A 17,861-nucleotide genomic window follows, 5' to 3' on the forward strand; every position below is an offset into this window, starting at 1 on the left:
ATGGGGGCAGTCTGTTTTCCCGAGGAGTGACTGATGAAACTGATGTTTGCGTCGGATATCCATGGATCGCTGCCCGCTACCGAGCGTGTCCTCTCCCTGTTTGCACAAAGCGGCGCGCAGTGGCTGATTATTCTGGGCGACGTGCTCAATCACGGCCCGCGCAACGCGCTGCCGGAAGGCTACGCCCCTGCGCAGGTCGCGGAAAAGCTCAACCCGTATGCCTCGCGCATCATCGCCGTTCGCGGCAACTGCGACAGCGAAGTGGACCAGATGCTGCTGCATTTTCCCCTTACTGCGCCGTGGCAGCAGGTGCTGCTGGAACAAAGCCGACTGTTTCTGACCCATGGGCATCTTTTTAGCCCGGATAATCTTCCGGCGCTCGCGGCTGGCGATGTCCTGGTTTACGGTCATACTCATATTCCGGTTGCTGAAAAGCGCGGTGAGATTTATCACTTTAATCCGGGCTCGGTCAGCATCCCAAAAGGCGGATATCCTGCGAGCTACGGCATGCTGGAAGGAAATACCCTGAGCGTTATCGCACTTAATGATCAGCAAGTTATTGCGCAGGTAGCGATTAATCCGTAAGTTACACCTCAACTGCAAACGCGCCGAAAGAGCGCTTAGAAGAGAAGGTTTCCCGATGGTGGAGCAGAGTCATTTGGCAAGTACAGAGTGGGTTGACATTGTCAACGAAGAGAATGAAGTGATCGCGCAGGCCAGCCGCGAGCAAATGCGTGCGGAGCGCCTGCGTCACCGTGCGACATATATCGTTGTGCATGACGGTATGGGTAAAATTCTGGTTCAGCGCCGCACGGACACGAAAGATTTTCTCCCGGGTATGCTGGATGCTACTGCAGGTGGCGTCGTCCAGGCGGATGAAGTGCTGCTGGATTCCGCGCGTCGTGAAGCGGAAGAAGAGTTAGGCATTGCCGGTGTGCCGTTTGCCGAGCACGGGCAGTTCTATTTCGAGGATGAACACTGTCGCGTCTGGGGCGGGCTGTTTAGTTGCGTCTCTCACGGCCCGTTCGCCCTGCAGGAAGACGAAGTCAGCGAAGTGAACTGGATGACGCCGGAGGAGATCACCGCGCGCTGCGACGAGTTCACGCCGGATTCGTTAAAAGCGCTGGCGCTCTGGATGAGCCGCAACGCCAATAACGAATCGACCAAATCAGAGAAAGAGGAAGAGGCTGAGTAAGCTTCAGCAACTCTCTCTCAGACACAGACTGGACGCGATGGGCTTTTGATCGCGCCAGTCTCCGCCATTCAGGCGCTCCAGTAACGCTTTCCCGGCTTCAATTCCAATCTTACGATGCGGCACCGCCATGGTCGTCAGCGGCGGCTGACAGACGCGGCTCACGTCGCTATCGCCAAAACCTACCACCGCCAGATCGTCCGGCACTTTGATTCGCCTGCGCTGGCACTCGTACAGCGCGCCACAGGCCAGCTCGTCAGAGACGCACACCAGCGCATCCAGCTCCGGCCAGGCCAGCAGGAACTCGGGCAGTTGCGCCGCGCCGGTCGAGAAGCTCGGCGGCATCGCCGCGTTAATGACCCGGTTCGGCGACATATGGTGGCGAAGCATGGCTTTGTACCAGCCCTGCAGATGCTGCTGGAAAATCCACTGCTCCTGATTGGCACACAGTAGGCCAATATTTTGATAGCCGCGCTTAATGACCATCTCCGTGAGCTCATACATGGCCGCCACGTTATCAATCCCGATATTCATATCAATCGGATCGGCGCGCATGGCGCCCATCTCCATCACCGGAATTGAGGCGTTTTTCAGCCAGTGGCGAACAGTGTCGGTATGTTCAACGCTGAGCAGGATAGCGGCGGCAATGTTCGACGCCAGCAGCGTCTCCAGCAGTTTCTCCTCCTGCTCAAGACGATGCTGGGACTCAGCCAGCATGATCTGATACCCGGCAGGTTGCAGCACCTGCTGTAGCCCGGCGAACATCTCCGAGCAGCCTGCTTCGGAGAGGTTGGGCACCACCATGGCTATCGTCCAGGACGACGCCGAGGCCAGGGCACTGGCGGCAAGATTAGGCATATAACCCAGCTCCTGCACGGCAGCTTCAATTTTTTCTCGTAGTTTATCGGAAACCTGCTCGGGCGTGCGAAGCGCACGGGACACGGTCATCGTGCCCACACCGGCAAGCTGTGCGACATCGGCGAGTGTCACTTTACCAGTACTGCGCCGTTTTCGGGTTAGAGACATACACCTTCCTGCTGACCAGACGCGTTCTTCTTTTCCTTCGTTTCACGTGACAGGCAGTATACGCCTTAAATCCCTTTTTTTGCTGTGATTTAGCAACGTGATTGCAATTTGATAGCGCTATCACATTTCTGCACGATAACGATTGGTAGCGCTATCTTTGTGATCGCGATCGCAGTCAATCACTGATGCGTTGAATAAAGTTTGCTCATCTAAAGCGTGTCGCGGGAGTGAAAAGTGCTCAAAAAATGGATATATGATACAACCATCACGCTGCAGGAGAGCGTGGAAGGCTGGCCGCAGGCGCTGGAGCTGTGCGCGAAGCCGCTGCTGGATTTGCAGGTGATTGAGCCTGAATACGTCACGGCCATCATCCAGCAGCACCACACGTTAGGACCCTATTATGTGCTGGCACCAGGGCTGGCGATGCCGCATGCGCGGCCGGAGGAAGGCGCCAAAGGACTGGGGTTGTCGTTATTAAAACTAAAACAGGGCGTCTCGTTTGGTGCCGGTGAGTTTGACCCTGTCGACGTCATTATTATGCTCGCGGCACCCGACAAAAATAGCCATATCGAGATGATCTCGTCGCTGGCAGAGTTATTTTCCAGCGATACCGATATGGACGAACTGCATCAGGTGAATACCCTGGAGGAAATTAAAACGATTATTAACCGCTTCTGATTTAATTCTTTAATCCGGTTTTTCACAACATTACGCGTCAGCGTGATGGGGCGTACTCTACTCAAAATAAGGGGACAACAATGAAAATCATGGCTATTTGTGGTTCTGGCCTGGGCAGTAGTTTTATGGTCGAAATGAATATTAAAAAGGTGCTCAAAAAGCTGGAGATTGAAGCTGAGGTTGAACACTCCGATCTCTCCTCGGCCACGCCGGGCGCGGCCGATCTGTTCGTGATGGCAAAAGACATTGCCGCCAGCGCCAGCTTGCCGGAAAGCCAGCTGGTGGTGATCAACAACATCATCGACATTAACGAACTTGAAGCGCAGCTGCGCGGCTGGTTCGAAAGACAATAACCCTGATAAGGCGAGGTGGATATGTTTATCCTTGAAACGCTGAATTTCGTTGTTGATATTTTAAAAGTCCCTTCGGTGCTGGTCGGTTTAATCGCGTTAATCGGTCTGGTTGCGCAGAAAAAAGCGTTTTCCGACGTGGTGAAAGGAACAATTAAAACTATCCTGGGCTTTATTGTGCTGGGCGGCGGTGCCACGGTGCTGGTGGGGTCATTAAATCCATTAGGCGGGATGTTTGAACACGCCTTTACTATCCAGGGCATTATTCCAAACAATGAAGCGATAGTGTCCATTGCGCTGGAAAAATACGGTGCAGCGACCGCGTTGATTATGGCTTTCGGCATGGTGGCGAATATTATCGTCGCTCGCTTTACCCGCCTGAAGTATATCTTCCTGACCGGACACCACACGTTTTATATGGCGTGCATGATTGGCGTGATCCTGACGGTCGCAGGCTTTGAGGGCGTGGGGCTGGTCTTTACCGGCTCGCTGATCCTCGGCCTGATCATGGCCTTCTTCCCGGCGATTGCCCAGCGCTACATGAAGCGCATTACCGGCAATGATGAGATTGCCTTCGGTCACTTCGGCACGCTGGGCTACGTGCTGTCCGGCTGGATTGGCAGCAAGGTCGGCAAAGGCTCCCGCTCAACGGAAGAGATGAACCTGCCGAAGAACCTGAGCTTCCTGCGCGACAGCTCGATCTCCATCTCCCTGACCATGATGATTATCTACCTGATCATGGCGGTGAGCGCCGGGCGCGAGTACGTGGAGGCCACCTTCAGCGGCGGTCAGAACTACCTGGTCTACGCCATCATCATGGCGATTACCTTTGCGGCAGGCGTGTTCATCATCCTGCAGGGCGTACGCCTGATTCTGGCGGAAATCGTTCCTGCCTTTACCGGCTTCTCGGAAAAGCTGGTACCCAATGCGCGTCCTGCGCTGGACTGCCCGGTGGTCTATCCGTATGCGCCAAATGCGGTGCTGATTGGCTTCCTGTTCAGCTTCCTTGGTGGGATTGTGGGGTTGTTCATCTGCGGTCAGTTTAGCTGGGTGCTGATCCTCCCGGGCGTCGTGCCGCACTTCTTCACCGGCGCAACGGCGGGCGTGTTTGGTAACGCCACCGGCGGACGGCGCGGGGCGATGATTGGCGCTTTTGCCAACGGCCTGCTGATTACCTTCCTGCCGGTCCTGCTGCTGCCGGTACTGGGCGCCATTGGCTTTGCCAACACCACCTTCTCTGACGCCGACTTCGGCGCGGTCGGGATTGTCCTCGGCAACCTGGCGCGCTTCCTGTCGCCGCTTGCCATCACCGGGCTGGTCGTGGCGCTGTTCGCGCTGCTGGTGGCGTACAACGTCTTCGCGAAAAACAAACCTGCGGGCGGTAACGCGCAGGAAAACACCGGAGCCAAATCATGAATGAGAAAGAGATAACCGAACTCGCGCGTCAGATTCGTCTTGAGACGCTGAAATCCCTGACGCAACTGGGCTTTGGCCACTACGGGGGCAGCATGTCGGTGGTAGAAACCCTGGCCGTGCTGTACGGTGCGGTGATGAAAATCGACCCGGCGGATCCGGACTGGCCGGAGCGAGACTACTTTGTCCTGTCGAAAGGCCATGCGGGCCCGGCGCTCTACAGCACCCTGGCGATCAAGGGCTACTTCCCGACAGAAGAGCTGAGCACGCTGAACCAGAACGGCACGCGCCTGCCGAGCCACCCGGACCGCCTGAAAACGCGCGGCGTGGATGCCACCACCGGTTCGCTGGGGCAGGGGATCTCCATCGCGGGCGGCATGGCGCTGTCGCACAGGCTGGCCGGGCGACCGAATCGGGTCTTCTGCATCGTCGGCGACGGCGAGCTGAACGAAGGGCAGTGCTGGGAGGCGTTCCAGTTTATCGCCCACCATCGCCTGAACAACCTGACGGTATTTGTCGACTGGAACAAACAGCAGCTCGACGGCGAGCTGGACGAGATCATCAGCGCGTTTGACCTGGAGGGCAAATTCCGCGCCTTTGGCTTTGATGTGGTGACGGTGAAGGGGGACGACATTCCTGTGCTGCTGGAGGTGACGTCGCGGGTTCCGGCTGCTGATGCGCGTCCGTTAGTCGTCATCCTCGACAGTATCAAAGGGCAGGGTGTGCCGTATCTGGAGCAGCTCGGCAACTCGCACCACCTGCGATTGACCGCGGAGAGCAAAGCGGCCCTCAACGAGACGATTCGCCAACTGGAGGCTTCACATGATTAAGGTTGCACCGGCAGGACAGAAAGACGCCGTTGAGATGCGTAAAGTTTACGCTGGCTTCGTGGCAAAGCAGATTGAGGCCGGAAGTGACATCATTGCGCTCGAAGCAGACCTGATGAGCTCGATGGCGATGGACGGCGTGGCGCGCGATTATCCGCAGCACGTGATTAACTGCGGCATTATGGAGGCCAACGTCATTGGCACCGCGGCGGGGCTGTCGCTGACCGGACGCAAGCCGTTCGTGCACACCTTCACCGCGTTTGCCAGCCGTCGCTGCTTTGACCAGCTGTTTATGTCCCTGGACTATCAGCGCAACAATGTGAAGGTGATTGCCTCGGACGCGGGCGTGACGGCCTGCCACAACGGCGGAACGCATATGTCGTTTGAGGATATGGGCATCGTACGCGGTCTGGCGCATTCGGTGGTGCTGGAGGTGACCGACGCGGTGATGTTCGAGGACGTGCTGCGCCAGCTTATCGACCTCGAAGGCTTCTACTGGGTGCGGACCATCCGTAAGCAGGCGCCGAGCGTGTATGCCCCGGGTTCCACCTTCACCATCGGCAAAGGCAACGTGCTGCGTGAAGGAACCGATATTACGCTGATTGCCAACGGCATCATGGTGGCGGAAGCGCTGGAAGCGGCGCGCCAGCTGGAGCAAGAGGGCGTCAGCGCGGCGGTCATCGACATGTTTACCCTGAAGCCCATCGACCGGATGCTGGTGAAAAACTACGCCGAGAAAACCGGACGCATCGTCACCTGTGAAAACCACAGCATTCACAACGGCCTGGGGTCGGCGGTGGCGGAAGTGCTGGTGGAAACCTGCCCGGTACCGATGCGGCGGGTGGGCGTCAAGGAGCGCTACGGTCAGGTAGGGACGCAGGATTTCCTGCAGAAGGAGTATGGCCTGACGGCACATGACATTGTGTCGGCGGCGCGCGAGCTGCTGTAAATAAAAAAGGCGACCGGTTAAGTGGTCGCCTTTCTTGCCGGATGGCGCTTCGCTTATCCGGCCTACAAAACCGTAGGCCCGGTAAGCGCTAGCGCCACCGGGCTTTTTAACATTACTGCTGCTGCGAAGACTGGATCGCCGTCAGCGCGATGGTGTAAACGATATCGTCTACCAGTGCGCCACGAGACAGGTCGTTCACAGGTTTGCGCATCCCTTGCAGCATCGGCCCGATGGAGATCAGGTCTGCAGAACGCTGTACCGCTTTGTAGGTGGTGTTACCGGTGTTCAGATCCGGGAAGATGAACACGGTAGCGCGACCTGCAACCGGCGAGTTCGGCGCTTTGGATTTCGCAACGTCAGCCATAACCGCGGCGTCGTACTGCAGCGGGCCGTCGATCATCAGATCAGGACGTTTTTCCTGAGCAATACGGGTCGCTTCACGCACTTTCTCTACGTCGCTACCTGCACCCGAGGTGCCGGTGGAGTAGGAGAGCATCGCTACGCGCGGTTCGATACCGAAGGCAATCGCAGAGTCCGCGGACTGGATAGCGATTTCTGCCAGCTGCTCTGCGGTTGGATCCGGGTTGATCGCGCAGTCACCGTAAACGTAAACCTGTTCAGGCAGCAGCATGAAGAACACGGAAGAAACCAGAGAACTGCCCGGTGCGGTTTTGATCAGCTGCAGCGGTGGACGGATGGTGTTCGCCGTGGTGTGAACCGCACCGGAAACCAGACCGTCAACTTCGTCCTGCTCCAGCATCAGCGTGCCCAGCACCACGTTGTCTTCCAGCTGTTCGCGCGCAACGGCTTCGGTCATGCCCTTGCTCTTACGCAGCTCAACCAGACGGGCAACGTAGCTTTCACGAACCACTTCCGGGTCAACGATTTCGATGCCAGCGCCCAGCTCAACGCCCTGAGACGCCGCAACACGGGTGATCTCATCCGGGTTACCCAGCAGCACACAGGTCGCGATGCCGCGCTCTGCACAGATAGCCGCCGCTTTAACGGTACGTGGTTCGTCGCCTTCTGGCAGAACAACGCGTTTGCCTGCTTTACGCGCCAGCTCGGTCAGCTGGTAACGGAATGCTGGAGGAGACAGACGGCGGCTGCGCTCGGAGGTCGCAGTCAGGGATTCGACCCAATCTGCGTTGATGTAGCCTGCAACGTATTCCTGAACTTTCTCAATACGCTCGTGGTCATCAACCGGCACTTCGAGGTTGAAGCTCTGCAGGCTCAGGGAGGTCTGCCAGGTGTTGGTGTTCACCATGAAGACCGGCAGGCCGGTGGCGAACGCGCGTTCGCACAGCTTGCTGACGCGTGGGTCCATCTCGTAGGCACCGGTCAGCAGGATCGCACCGATTTCCACGCCGTTCATCGCGGCCAGGCAGGCTGCAACCAGCACGTCAGGGCGGTCTGCGGAAGTCACCAGCAGGGAACCTGCGCGGAAGTGTTCCAGCATGTGCGGAATGCTGCGCGCACAGAAGGTCACGGACTTCACGCGGCGGGTGTTGATGTCGCCTTCGTTAACCACGGTGGCGTTCAGGTGACGCGCCATATCGATTGCACGGGTGGCAATCAGATCGAAGCTCCATGGCACCGCGCCCAGTACTGGCAGCGGGCTGGATTCCTGCAGCTTAGCCGGGTCAACTTTGATGACTTTCGCTTTGGACGAGTCGTCGAAGATCTCGGACAGGTCAGGGCGAGTACGACCCTGCTCATCCACCGGTGCGTTCAGTTTGTTCACGATCACGCCGGTGATGTTGGTGTTTTTCGCGCCGCCGAAGCTGCTGCGCGTCAGTTCGATACGCTCGTTCAGCTGCTCTGGGGTATCAGTGCCCTGAGACATCACGAAAACGATCTCTGCGTTCAGGGTTTTCGCGATTTCAAAGTTCAGAGACTGGGCGAACTGGTGTTTGCGCGTCGGGACCAGGCCTTCAACCAGCACCACTTCCGCGTCTTGCGCGTTAGCATGGTAGTTGGCGATGATCTCTTCCATCAGCACATCTTTCTGGTTGCTGGACAGCAGAGACTCAACGTGGCTCATCTTCAGCGGTTCAGCCGCTGGCAGATTGGAATTCTTGCGAACGATGGTGGTGGTCTGGTCTGGCGCATCGCCACCGGCACGTGGCTGGGCGATTGGCTTAAAGACGCTCAGACGAACGCCTTTGCGTTCCATAGCACGGATAACGCCAAGGCTGACGCTGGTCAGGCCGACGCTGGTTCCGGTAGGGATCAGCATAATAGTACGGGACACGGTTTATCCTCTTTCGTTACCGCCCAAATGTAGCGGGTTACAAAACAGCACCGCCAGCATTGCTGGCGGTGTGGAATCAGGCAGTCAGGCGGTGCGCGTCTTGCGCAATGACCAGCTCTTCGTTAGTTGGGATAACGATAGCCGGGCGGGTGCCTTCTTTGTTGATGAAGCCAGACTTGCCGAAGCGGGCAGCCAGGTTACGCTCGTGATCAACTTCGAAGCCCAGAACGCCCAGTTTACCCAGGGACAGTTCACGTACCATCGCTGCGTTCTCACCGATACCACCGGTGAAGATAACCGCGTCCAGACGGCCTTCCATCAGCGCAGTGTAAGAACCGATGTACTTCGCCAGACGGTGGCAGTAAACGTCCATTGCACGTTTAGCGTCTTCTTTGTCTGCGTAGTTGTCTTCAACATAACGGCAGTCGCTGGTGACTTCGGTCAGACCCAGCAGGCCAGACTCTTTGGTCAGCATTTTGTTGATCTGGTCAACGCTCATGCCCAGGGTGTCGTGCAGGTGGAAGATGATCGCCGGGTCGATGTCACCGGAACGCGTACCCATCACCAGACCTTCCAGCGGGGTCAGACCCATGGAGGTATCAACACATTTACCGTTACGGATAGCAGAAACAGAACCACCGTTGCCCAGGTGGCAAGTGATGATGTTCACTTCTTCAACCGGCTTGTTCAGCACTTTTGCCGCTTCCTGAGTTACATAGAAGTGGCTGGTGCCGTGTGCGCCATAACGACGTACGCCGTGTTCTTTGTACAGGCTGTACGGCAGGGCATAGAGGTAAGATTCTTCCGGCATGGTCTGATGGAACGCGGTATCGAACACGGCCACGTTTTTGTCTTTCAGATTCGGGAAGGATTTCAGCGCTTCAGCGATACCGATCAGGTGAGCCGGGTTGTGCAGCGGTGCGAAGGATGCAGAGTCTTTGATACCCTGAATCACAGACTCGTCGATAACGACAGAGCTGGTGTATTTTTCGCCGCCGTGGACGATACGGTGACCAATCGCAGTCAGCTGAGCAGACAGTTCTGGTTTTTGTGCCAGAATAGTGTTAACGATAAAGTTCAGCGCTTCACTGTGAGCGGCGCCTGCACCTAAAGCCGCTTCTTGTTTGCTGCCGTCCATCTTCCACTTGATACGTGCTTCAGGCAGATGGAAACATTCGGCCAAACCAGAGAGGTATTCGTCACCGTTGAGCGCATCGATGATGGCGAATTTCAGTGAGGAGCTACCGCAGTTCAGAACCAGTACTAACTTACTCGACATGGAAGTACCTATTATTGATACGTGGCTAAAAAAACGTCAGTGAGTCTAACAGCGTAACGCATGATGACTCAGACATTTATGATTAACATCATGCCAAACGAACATTGTGGCATGATGGAAGAAATAACTATGATTTTATGCCATTTTGCACAATTTTCAGCCAATGGCATAATATGCAATAATTTGACGAGTTAATGATTCTCGTCTATGGCCCTATCAGGCTGGCACAGGATACCCGATACGGGGTAGAGATGACAAAATATTTTGAACGTTGTCATAGCTTGTTGTGGTTTTGCACGAAAATTTTAATTTTTATATGTGAAGTTGAGGTACAGCCATGTCGACACCAGAGAACCCGTCCGTAAATTTCTTTAGTCTGTTTCGTCGGGGACAGCATTACGCAAAGACGTGGCCGATGGAAAAGCGCCTTGCGCCTATGTTTATTGAGAATCGCACCATCCGCGCCACGCGCTATGCGATTCGCTTTATGCCGCCTGTCGCTATCTTTACGCTGTGCTGGCAGATTGCGTTGGGTGGGCAGCTTGGACCTGCGGTCGCCACGGCGCTCTTCGCATTAAGCCTGCCGATGCAGGGACTGTGGTGGTTAGGTAAACGGTCCATCACCCCACTTCCCCCTTCTATTTTACACTGGTTTTATGAAGTGCGCGGCAAGCTGGAAGAGGCCGGGCAGGCGCTCGCCCCGGTTGAAGGCAAGCCGGATTACCAGGCGCTGGCGGACACGTTAAAGCGTGCTTTTAAGCAACTCGATAAAACATTCCTCGATGACTTGTGATTGATCATCGAAACGACGACGAAAAGAAGGCACAGTAACAATCAGTTACCGTGTCTTTTTTTTTAAGTGCAATGCGCTACAGGAGTCGAAAGATGGAAATGACCCATGCTCAACGTCTGATTTTGTCCAATCAGTACAAAATGATGACTATGCTTGATCCCGATAACGCTGCGCGCTACAGCCGCCTGCAGACCATCGTCGAACGCGGTTTTGGTTTGCAAATGCGCGAACTGGACCGCGAGTTTGGCGAGCTGAAAGAAGAAACCTGCCGCATCGTGATCGACATTATGGAGATGTATCACGCCCTGCACGTCTCCTGGACGAATCTCAAAGATCAGCAGTCCATTGACGAGCGCCGCGTGACCTTCTTAGGCTTTGATGCGGCAACGGAAGCGCGTTATCTGAGCTATGTTCGCTTTATGGTGAATACGGAAGGGCGCTATACCCACTTTGACGCGGGCACCCACGGCTTCAACGCGCAGACTCCGATGTGGGATAAATATCAGCGTATGCTGAGCGCGTGGCATGCCTGCCCGCGTCAGTACCATTTAAGCAGCAACGAAATTCAACAAATCATTAATGCCTGACGGAGGTGCGTGTGCATTGTAGAGGTTTTCTGTTTGATCTGGACGGTACGCTGGTGGATTCGCTGCCGGTTGTGGAGCGTTCCTGGTGCCATTGGGCTGACAGACATGGCATCGACCATCAGGACGTGCTGAATTTTATCCATGGCAAACAGGCCATTACCTCGTTACGGCACTTCCTGGCCGGACGTTCTGAGGAAGAAATTCAGGCGGAGTTCAAATACCTGGAACACATTGAAGCCACGGATACGGACGGCATTACTGCGTTACCGGGCGCGCGCGAGCTGCTTGAGCATCTGAACGAGGCGCAGATCCCGTGGGCTATCGTCACCTCAGGCTCCATTCCGGTTGCCCACGCCCGTCATAAGGCAGCTGGTTTACCGAAACCGGAAGTGTTTATCACCGCGGAGCGCGTTAAGCGCGGCAAACCTGAACCCGATGCATTTTTACTGGGGGCTGAACTGCTGGGCCTCGACCCCGCAGAGTGTGTGGTGGTGGAAGACGCTGCCGCTGGCGTACTGGCCGGGCTGAACGCAGGAAGTCACGTCATCGCCGTTAACGTTCCGGCCGGATCCCCCCGGCTGGACGAGGCAGATTTGGTGCTGGATTCACTGACGGCCCTGTCTGTTTCAAAAGCCTCTGACGGAGTTGTAACCGTCTCGCTAAAAGTGTAATCCCATGATATGGCCCCACATTGCTGGGGCTTTTTTATGGCAAAATTCCTCATCTTCCACTGACAAGGATAAGTTGTGAACGGTGAACTGATTTGGGTCCTGAGCCTGCTTTTAATCGCCATCCTTCTTTTTGCAACGGGCAAGGTACGCATGGACGCCGTCGCCCTGTTTGTCATCGTCGCGTTTGTGCTGAGCGGTACGCTCACACTACCGGAAGCCTTCTCCGGATTTAGCGATCCCAACGTTATCCTGATTGCTGCCCTGTTTATCATCGGCGATGGGCTGGTGCGCACCGGTGTGGCGACCATCATGGGGTCGTGGCTGGTGAAGGTGGCGGGCAACAGCGAAACCAAAATGCTGATTTACCTGATGGTGACCGTCGCCGGGCTGGGGGCGTTTATGAGCTCCACGGGCGTGGTCGCCATCTTTATCCCGGTGGTGCTGAGCGTCTCCATGCGGATGCAGAGCTCGCCGTCACGCCTGATGATGCCTCTGAGTTTTGCCGGTTTGATCAGCGGCATGATGACGCTGGTGGCAACGCCGCCGAACCTGGTCGTCAACAGCGAACTGATCCGCGAAGGATTTGAGGGCTTCAGCTTTTTCAGCGTCACCCCGCTGGGGCTGGTCATTCTGGTATTGGGCGTGGTCTACATGCTGCTGACCCGGTTTGCCCTGAAAGGTGAAAAACAGGAAAAAAATAAGGAAGGGTGGAAGCGACGCACCTTCCGCGATTTGATTAAAGAGTACCGCCTTACCGGGCGCGCGCGCCGTCTGGCTATTCGTCCTGGCTCGCCGATGGTGGGGCAGCGGCTGGATGACCTGAAGCTGCGTGAGCGCTATGGCGCGAATGTGATCGGCGTAGAGCGCTGGCGGCGGTTTCGTCGGGTGATCGTCAACGTCAACGGGGTGTCGGAATTCCGCGCACGGGACGTCCTCCTGATTGATATGTCCACTGCGGACGTGGATCTGCGCGAGTTTTGCAGCGAACAGCTGCTGGAACCAATGGTGCTGCGCGGGGAGTATTTCTCCGATCAGGCGCTGGATGTTGGCATGGCCGAAGTATCGCTCATCCCTGAATCGGAACTGTTGGGCAAAACCGTGCGGGAAATGGGGTTCCGAACCCGCTATGGCCTGAACGTCGTGGGGCTGAAGCGCGATGGCGTAGCGATGGAAGGGGCGGTGGTGGATGAGCCGATCCTGCTGGGCGATATATTTCTCGTCGTCGGTAACTGGAAGCTGATAAGCCAGCTCGGACAAAAAGGGCGCGATTTTGTGGTGCTCAACATGCCTGTTGAGGAGAGCGACGCCTCCCCGGCCCACAGCCAGGCCCCGCACGCAATTTTCTGTCTGGTGCTGATGGTGGCGCTGATGTTGACCGATGAGATCCCCAATCCGGTCGCGGCAATTATTGCCTGCCTGTTGATGGGCAAATTCCGCTGTATTGACGCCGAAAGCGCCTATAAAGCCATTCACTGGCCGAGCATTATTCTCATTGTCGGGATGATGCCTTTCGCCCTGGCGCTGCAAAAAACCGGCGGGGTGGATCTTATCGTTAAAGGCTTAATGGACGTGGGCGGCGGGTATGGGCCTTATATGATGATGGTCTGCCTGTTTATCATGTGCGCCACTATCGGTCTGTTTATCTCCAATACCGCGACGGCGGTACTGATGGCGCCGATTGCGCTGGCGATGGCCAAATCCATGGGCGTGTCGCCGTATCCTTTTGCGATGATGGTCGCAATGGCGGCCTCAGCGGCATTTATGACGCCAGTTTCTTCACCGGTAAACACGCTGGTGCTGGGGCCGGGGAACTACACATTCAGTGATTTCGTGAAGCTGGGCGTGCCGTTCACCGTGCTGGTGATGGTGGTATGCGTGGTATTGATACCGGTTCTGTTCCCGTTCTGAGTATTTTGCCGGGTGACGGCTACGCCTTACCCGGCCTGCAATCCCGTAGGCCCTGCAAGCGCAGCACCGCTGGGCGAAGATCAGAGTGGCGAATCCTGGCTAATCTCATCCAGCGACAGATGGAAGCTCGGCACAAACACCTGCATAAAGTAATCCATCTCTTCGCTGCGGCGGGATTCCAGCGTTTTTTCCAGACGCGTTTTTGCCAGTAAAAATTCGTTATTCCCCGCGGACAGCTCTTCCAGACACTTGAGGTAGGCGCAGAGCGCGTCGGCCTGTTTGACCAGCGACTTTTCATCTTCCGTGTACTGATGCTCATCGATGAGCGGCTCAAAGATGTCGCGCAGTTCTTCAGGCACCATGTCAATCAGCTTCTGCTGGGCAATTTTCTCGATGGCCTTATATTCCTGCGCAATCTGCGAGTTGAAATACTTTACCGGCGTAGGCAGATCGCCGGTCAGCACTTCTGACGCATCGTGGTACATCGCCAGCAGGGCAATGCGCTCTGGATTGACCTGACCGTTGAATTTGCGGTTTTTAATGGCGGCCAGCGCGTGAGCGACCATCGCAACCTGCAGGCTGTGCTCTGACACATTTTCCGTGCGGACATTGCGCATCAGCGGCCAGCGGTTGATGAGTTTCAGGCGCGAGAGGTGGGCAAAGAAATGACTCTGACTCATAGGGTACCTTTTGTCTTCACTGCGACAGGCGTTCATTGTGCGGGGAGGGGAGGGAAGATGCAAATCTGAAGGTGTTGTAGGCCGGGTAAGCGCAGCGCCACCCGGCAGAAAGCCAGCGTTACTGATGATAACCGGAGAGGAAGCGCCCGAAGCGGCTGATGGCCATTTCCAGATCATCTTCGCGCGGCAGCGTCACGATACGCACGTGATCCGGCCACGGCCAGTTAAACGCCGTACCCTGAACCAGCAGCACTTTTTCCTGCAGCAGGAAATCGAGCACCATTTTCTGGTCGTCATGAATATTGAAGCGCTTCGCGTCAATTTTCGGGAACATGTAGAGCGCGCCATTCGGCTTCACGCAGGAGACGCCCGGAATATCGTTGATCAGTTCCCACGCACGGTTGCGCTGTTCGTACAGGCGACCACCGGGAACGATGAACTCGCTAATGCTCTGATAGCCACCCAGCGCCGTCTGGATCGCGTGCTGCGCCGGAACGTTGGCACATAAACGCATGGAGGCCAGCATCTCCAGCCCTTCAATATAGCCTTTGGCGTGCTTTTTCGGACCGTTCAGTACCATCCAGCCCTGACGGAAACCGGCCACGCGGTAGGTTTTAGACAGGCCGTTAAAGGTGACGGTCAGCAGATCCGGGGCCAGCGCAGCGATTGAGTGGTGCTGTGCCGCGTCGTACAGGATCTTGTCGTAGATTTCGTCGGCGAAAATGATCAGGTTGTGCTGACGGGCCAGCTCGACGATCTCCATCAGCAGCTCTTTCGAGTATACCGCGCCCGTTGGGTTGTTCGGGTTAATGATCACGATGCCGCGCGTGCGGGGCGTAATTTTCGCGCGAATATCATCGAGGTCCGGGAACCAGTCAGAGGACTCGTCGCACAGGTAGTGCACCGCTTTACCGCTGGACAGTGACACGGCTGCCGTCCACAGCGGATAGTCCGGCGCGGGTACCAGCATTTCGTCACCGCTGTTCAGCAGCGCCTGCATCGCCTGCACGATCAGTTCGGAGACGCCGTTGCCGATATAGATATCTTCAACGGTAACATCACGCATACCGCGTGCCTGGTAGTGCTGCATGATGGCTTTACGTGCGGAGTAAAGTCCTTTTGAATCGCAATAGCCTTGTGCAGTAGGAAGGTTGCGGATCACATCAACCAGAATTTCATCCGGCGCTTCAAAACCAAATGGCGCAGGGTTACCAATGTTGAGTTTCAGAACCTTGTTGCCTTCTTCTTCAAGGCGTTTTGCCTCTTTCAGAACCGGGCCGCGGATGTCATAACAGACGTTATCTAGCTTGCTGGATTTTTCGATAGGGGACATGAACCTTTAACCTTTTCGCTATGATTGCCACTCCCTGCCGTGGAAGTCAGCACGGAATAATGTACTCCCCCCTCGCTTCGTTTTGAAGGGTGTGCAGTAGAAGATTTTGTGTCGGCAGCAAAATTTTGATAAATCTTTTTCTCTGCTTGCATGCTTTTATGCTGGATTAAAGTTGTGCGCACTGTGCCATGTTAGGTTAAATGTGCTATTCATTTGTCAAAATTGTGTATATTGTGCTGGTGAAAATAGGTGGGAAGCAGGACAAAGGTGGCAATCACTCTGAGTGACATTTCGTTAAACCTGAATGCTTGATACCTGTTTCTGTAATAGCATACTGTGGCTAAAAGTTACTCATGTGAAATTAATGTTAAGTGCCATTAATGAATGGTCTTAATCTAAATTAAAATTTATTTATTATTAACCTAAAAAATGCAACTTTAGTTAATTCTAATAAAATTAGTTTAGAAGCTTAACATTCTTCTTTAATCCTCAATATTGCAATAAGACTTATAAATAAAGTGGATTTGGGTTAAGATGTCTTCCAGGAAAGCAGAGTGCAGATACACGTTTTTTGTATATCTGTGACTGGTTTTCCTCATTAATTGATTGTTATTGTTGGAGTTATCTCTGGCTGGAATGTGTCGAACATCTCCTGCTACGTTGACAGCGCTGCGATACAGATGGCAGAAAAGGTGTTATACCTTTAATGTAATTTACATAAACCTGCGAACATCTAAATATCCTGAACGTTTAAGAGAATAAAAATAACGTCATGAAACGTGCTTTCTGACTGTTGATATAAAGCAGCACAATAACTATCTGTCAGGCAGTCTGCCGGGCCGGGATGCGAGGGAAAATCTTCAGAGGGAATTGCTTAACTGTACACACACAGCTTCAACCCGGGCAGCTCCGCACGAGCAACCTGAAAGTGAATAGATATGATAAATGCAAATCGTCCGATAATGAATCTCGACCTCGATCTGCTGAGAACGTTTGTTGCGGTCGCCGATCTCAACACTTTTGCAGCCGCTGCTGCCGCCGTTTGCCGAACTCAGTCTGCCGTCAGCCAGCAAATGCAGCGGCTGGAGCAACTGGTTGGTAAAGAGCTTTTTGCGCGTCATGGGCGTAATAAGCTCTTAACGGAACACGGTATTCAGCTTCTGGGTTATGCCAGGAAAATTCTTCGCTTTAATGATGAAGCATGTATGTCATTAATGTTTAGCAACCTTCAAGGGGTGCTAACGTTAGGCGCATCTGATGAGTCAGCGGATACTATATTGCCGTTTCTTCTCAATCGTATTAGTTCGGTTTATCCGAAGCTTGCGCTGGACGTAAGCGTAAAGCGTAATGCCTTTATGGTTGAGATGTTAAATGAGAATAAAGTCGACCTGGTGGTCACCACGCATCGTCCCGGGCAGTTTGACTGCCTGACGCTGCGTACATCGCCTACGCACTGGTATTGCGCGGCCGAATATGTGCTGCAAAAAGGGGAGCCGGTTCCACTGGTCTTACTGGATGACCCGAGCCCGTTCCGCGATATGGTGCTCACGGCGCTGAATGAGGCCAACATTCCGTGGCGTCTGGCGTATGTGGCTTCCACGCTGCCAGCGGTCCGTGCTGCCGTGAAGGCCGGTCTGGGTGTGACGGCCCGTCCGGTTGAGATGATGAGCCCCGATCTGCGCGTCCTGGGAAAATCCGATGGTCTTCCTGCGCTGCCGGATACGGAGTATCTGCTCTGCCACAATTCGTCCAGCCATAACGAGTTGGCCAAAGTGGTGTTCGAGGCGATGGAAAACTACCATAACCCGTGGCAGTTCGAACGCGTTACCTCCGAAGGGGGGGATGATTCCCTGATCGTTGAAGGGGATTTCGAGTGATCGATTGCTCAAAATTCTGGTAACAAAATGTAAGTGTAAAAAAA

The 17,861-nt window shown here is 55.0% G+C and carries 17 protein-coding genes; 12 read left to right on the top strand and 5 right to left on the bottom strand.

Translation table 11 applies throughout. The features are described from left to right. Positions 1-33: 33 nt before the first annotated feature. Positions 34-585 (top strand): phosphodiesterase, encoded by a 552-nt coding sequence (gene yfcE / locus ACDO57_RS01365; protein ID WP_148770466.1) that lies wholly within the window; start codon positions 34-36, stop codon positions 583-585. Positions 586-640: 55 nt separating this feature from the next. Beyond that, entirely contained in the window at positions 641-1,195 is a 555-nt protein-coding gene (gene yfcD / locus ACDO57_RS01370; protein ID WP_148770468.1) for an NUDIX hydrolase YfcD, read from the top strand. Between the two features lie 3 nt (positions 1,196-1,198). Here the strand turns inward: yfcD and ACDO57_RS01375 are convergent, their stop codons facing one another. After that, positions 1,199-2,218 (bottom strand): LacI family DNA-binding transcriptional regulator, encoded by a 1,020-nt coding sequence (locus tag ACDO57_RS01375; RefSeq protein ID WP_024908958.1) that lies wholly within the window; start codon positions 2,216-2,218, stop codon positions 1,199-1,201. A 234-nt stretch (positions 2,219-2,452) separates the two neighbouring features. Here ACDO57_RS01375 and ACDO57_RS01380 point away from each other — a divergent pair, with 234 nt between their 5' ends. The 5 genes from ACDO57_RS01380 to ACDO57_RS01400 all read left to right on the top strand — a co-directional run bounded on the left by ACDO57_RS01380 (position 2,453) and on the right by ACDO57_RS01400 (position 6,435). Continuing rightward, positions 2,453-2,896, top strand: coding sequence for a PTS sugar transporter subunit IIA (locus ACDO57_RS01380; RefSeq protein ID WP_024908959.1), 444 nt, complete (start codon positions 2,453-2,455; stop codon positions 2,894-2,896). An 80-nt stretch (positions 2,897-2,976) separates the two neighbouring features. Further along, positions 2,977-3,249 (top strand): PTS sugar transporter subunit IIB, encoded by a 273-nt coding sequence (locus ACDO57_RS01385; RefSeq protein ID WP_148770470.1) that lies wholly within the window; start codon positions 2,977-2,979, stop codon positions 3,247-3,249. Between the two features lie 21 nt (positions 3,250-3,270). Beyond that, entirely contained in the window at positions 3,271-4,662 is a 1,392-nt protein-coding gene (locus ACDO57_RS01390) for a PTS ascorbate transporter subunit IIC (protein WP_023312548.1), read from the top strand. Beyond that, positions 4,659-5,489, top strand: coding sequence for a transketolase (locus ACDO57_RS01395; protein ID WP_048992664.1), 831 nt, complete (start codon positions 4,659-4,661; stop codon positions 5,487-5,489). Before ACDO57_RS01390 ends, ACDO57_RS01395 begins: the two co-directional genes overlap by 4 nt. After that, complete coding sequence (locus tag ACDO57_RS01400) at positions 5,482-6,435, top strand: transketolase family protein (RefSeq protein WP_090419965.1); 954 nt, start codon at positions 5,482-5,484, stop codon at positions 6,433-6,435. The genes ACDO57_RS01395 and ACDO57_RS01400 overlap by 8 nt, the downstream gene beginning before the upstream one ends. Before the next feature lie 112 nt (positions 6,436-6,547). Here the strand turns inward: ACDO57_RS01400 and pta are convergent, their stop codons facing one another. Continuing rightward, positions 6,548-8,689, bottom strand: a complete 2,142-nt coding sequence (pta, locus tag ACDO57_RS01405) for a phosphate acetyltransferase (protein WP_032646614.1) — start codon at positions 8,687-8,689, stop codon at positions 6,548-6,550. Positions 8,690-8,765: 76 nt separating this feature from the next. After that, entirely contained in the window at positions 8,766-9,968 is a 1,203-nt protein-coding gene (gene ackA, locus ACDO57_RS01410) for an acetate kinase (protein ID WP_208763110.1), read from the bottom strand. Between the two features lie 337 nt (positions 9,969-10,305). On the opposite strand from ackA, the gene yfbV reads away from it, so the two are divergent. The 4 genes from yfbV (at position 10,306) to ACDO57_RS01430 (ending at position 13,927) form a co-directional block, all read left to right on the top strand. Continuing rightward, the gene (yfbV, locus tag ACDO57_RS01415) at positions 10,306-10,761 is read left to right on the top strand and encodes a terminus macrodomain insulation protein YfbV (protein ID WP_008502875.1); all 456 of its coding nucleotides are present in this window, start codon (positions 10,306-10,308) and stop codon (positions 10,759-10,761) included. A 92-nt stretch (positions 10,762-10,853) separates the two neighbouring features. After that, complete coding sequence (locus ACDO57_RS01420; protein ID WP_008502874.1) at positions 10,854-11,348, top strand: YfbU family protein; 495 nt, start codon at positions 10,854-10,856, stop codon at positions 11,346-11,348. 11 nt (positions 11,349-11,359) lie between these two features. After that, positions 11,360-12,019, top strand: a complete 660-nt coding sequence (locus tag ACDO57_RS01425; protein ID WP_370883433.1) for a sugar phosphatase — start codon at positions 11,360-11,362, stop codon at positions 12,017-12,019. A 75-nt stretch (positions 12,020-12,094) separates the two neighbouring features. Further along, positions 12,095-13,927 (top strand): SLC13 family permease, encoded by a 1,833-nt coding sequence (locus tag ACDO57_RS01430; protein ID WP_024908966.1) that lies wholly within the window; start codon positions 12,095-12,097, stop codon positions 13,925-13,927. A gap of 80 nt (positions 13,928-14,007) precedes the next feature. On the opposite strand, the gene yfbR is transcribed toward ACDO57_RS01430, so the two are convergent. After that, positions 14,008-14,607 carry a 5'-deoxynucleotidase gene (gene yfbR, locus ACDO57_RS01435; RefSeq protein ID WP_024908967.1) on the bottom strand — a complete coding sequence of 200 codons (600 nt, stop codon included), beginning with the start codon at positions 14,605-14,607 and terminating at the stop codon, positions 14,008-14,010. Positions 14,608-14,725: 118 nt separating this feature from the next. Then, positions 14,726-15,940: an alanine transaminase AlaA gene (alaA, locus tag ACDO57_RS01440; RefSeq protein WP_008500204.1), complete on the bottom strand. Its 1,215-nt coding sequence runs from the start codon at positions 15,938-15,940 to the stop codon at positions 14,726-14,728. A 938-nt stretch (positions 15,941-16,878) separates the two neighbouring features. Between alaA and lrhA the strand changes: the two genes are divergently transcribed. Continuing rightward, positions 16,879-17,817: a transcriptional regulator LrhA gene (gene lrhA, locus ACDO57_RS01445; RefSeq protein WP_021241557.1), complete on the top strand. Its 939-nt coding sequence runs from the start codon at positions 16,879-16,881 to the stop codon at positions 17,815-17,817. The last annotated feature ends 44 nt before the right edge of the window (positions 17,818-17,861 follow it).

Origin of the sequence: Enterobacter cloacae complex sp. 2015409, assembly GCF_041365315.1 — a bacterium.
GTDB lineage: Bacteria > Pseudomonadota > Gammaproteobacteria > Enterobacterales > Enterobacteriaceae > Enterobacter > Enterobacter pseudoroggenkampii.

What these genes read in the sequence shown, in the direction of transcription:
- alaA (WP_008500204.1), bottom strand. Translation starts at nt 15,940, where the DNA reads ATGTCCCCTATCGAAAAATCCAGCAAGCTAGATAACGTCTGTTATGAC.
- yfcE (WP_148770466.1), top strand. Translation starts at nt 34, where the DNA reads ATGAAACTGATGTTTGCGTCGGATATCCATGGATCGCTGCCCGCTACC.
- yfbV (WP_008502875.1), top strand. Translation starts at nt 10,306, where the DNA reads ATGTCGACACCAGAGAACCCGTCCGTAAATTTCTTTAGTCTGTTTCGT.
- yfbR (WP_024908967.1), bottom strand. Translation starts at nt 14,607, where the DNA reads ATGAGTCAGAGTCATTTCTTTGCCCACCTCTCGCGCCTGAAACTCATC.
- ACDO57_RS01385 (WP_148770470.1), top strand. Translation starts at nt 2,977, where the DNA reads ATGAAAATCATGGCTATTTGTGGTTCTGGCCTGGGCAGTAGTTTTATG.
- lrhA (WP_021241557.1), top strand. Translation starts at nt 16,879, where the DNA reads ATGATAAATGCAAATCGTCCGATAATGAATCTCGACCTCGATCTGCTG.
- ACDO57_RS01395 (WP_048992664.1), top strand. Translation starts at nt 4,659, where the DNA reads ATGAATGAGAAAGAGATAACCGAACTCGCGCGTCAGATTCGTCTTGAG.
- ACDO57_RS01400 (WP_090419965.1), top strand. Translation starts at nt 5,482, where the DNA reads ATGATTAAGGTTGCACCGGCAGGACAGAAAGACGCCGTTGAGATGCGT.
- ackA (WP_208763110.1), bottom strand. Translation starts at nt 9,968, where the DNA reads ATGTCGAGTAAGTTAGTACTGGTTCTGAACTGCGGTAGCTCCTCACTG.
- ACDO57_RS01420 (WP_008502874.1), top strand. Translation starts at nt 10,854, where the DNA reads ATGGAAATGACCCATGCTCAACGTCTGATTTTGTCCAATCAGTACAAA.
- ACDO57_RS01375 (WP_024908958.1), bottom strand. Translation starts at nt 2,218, where the DNA reads ATGTCTCTAACCCGAAAACGGCGCAGTACTGGTAAAGTGACACTCGCC.
- yfcD (WP_148770468.1), top strand. Translation starts at nt 641, where the DNA reads ATGGTGGAGCAGAGTCATTTGGCAAGTACAGAGTGGGTTGACATTGTC.
- ACDO57_RS01390 (WP_023312548.1), top strand. Translation starts at nt 3,271, where the DNA reads ATGTTTATCCTTGAAACGCTGAATTTCGTTGTTGATATTTTAAAAGTC.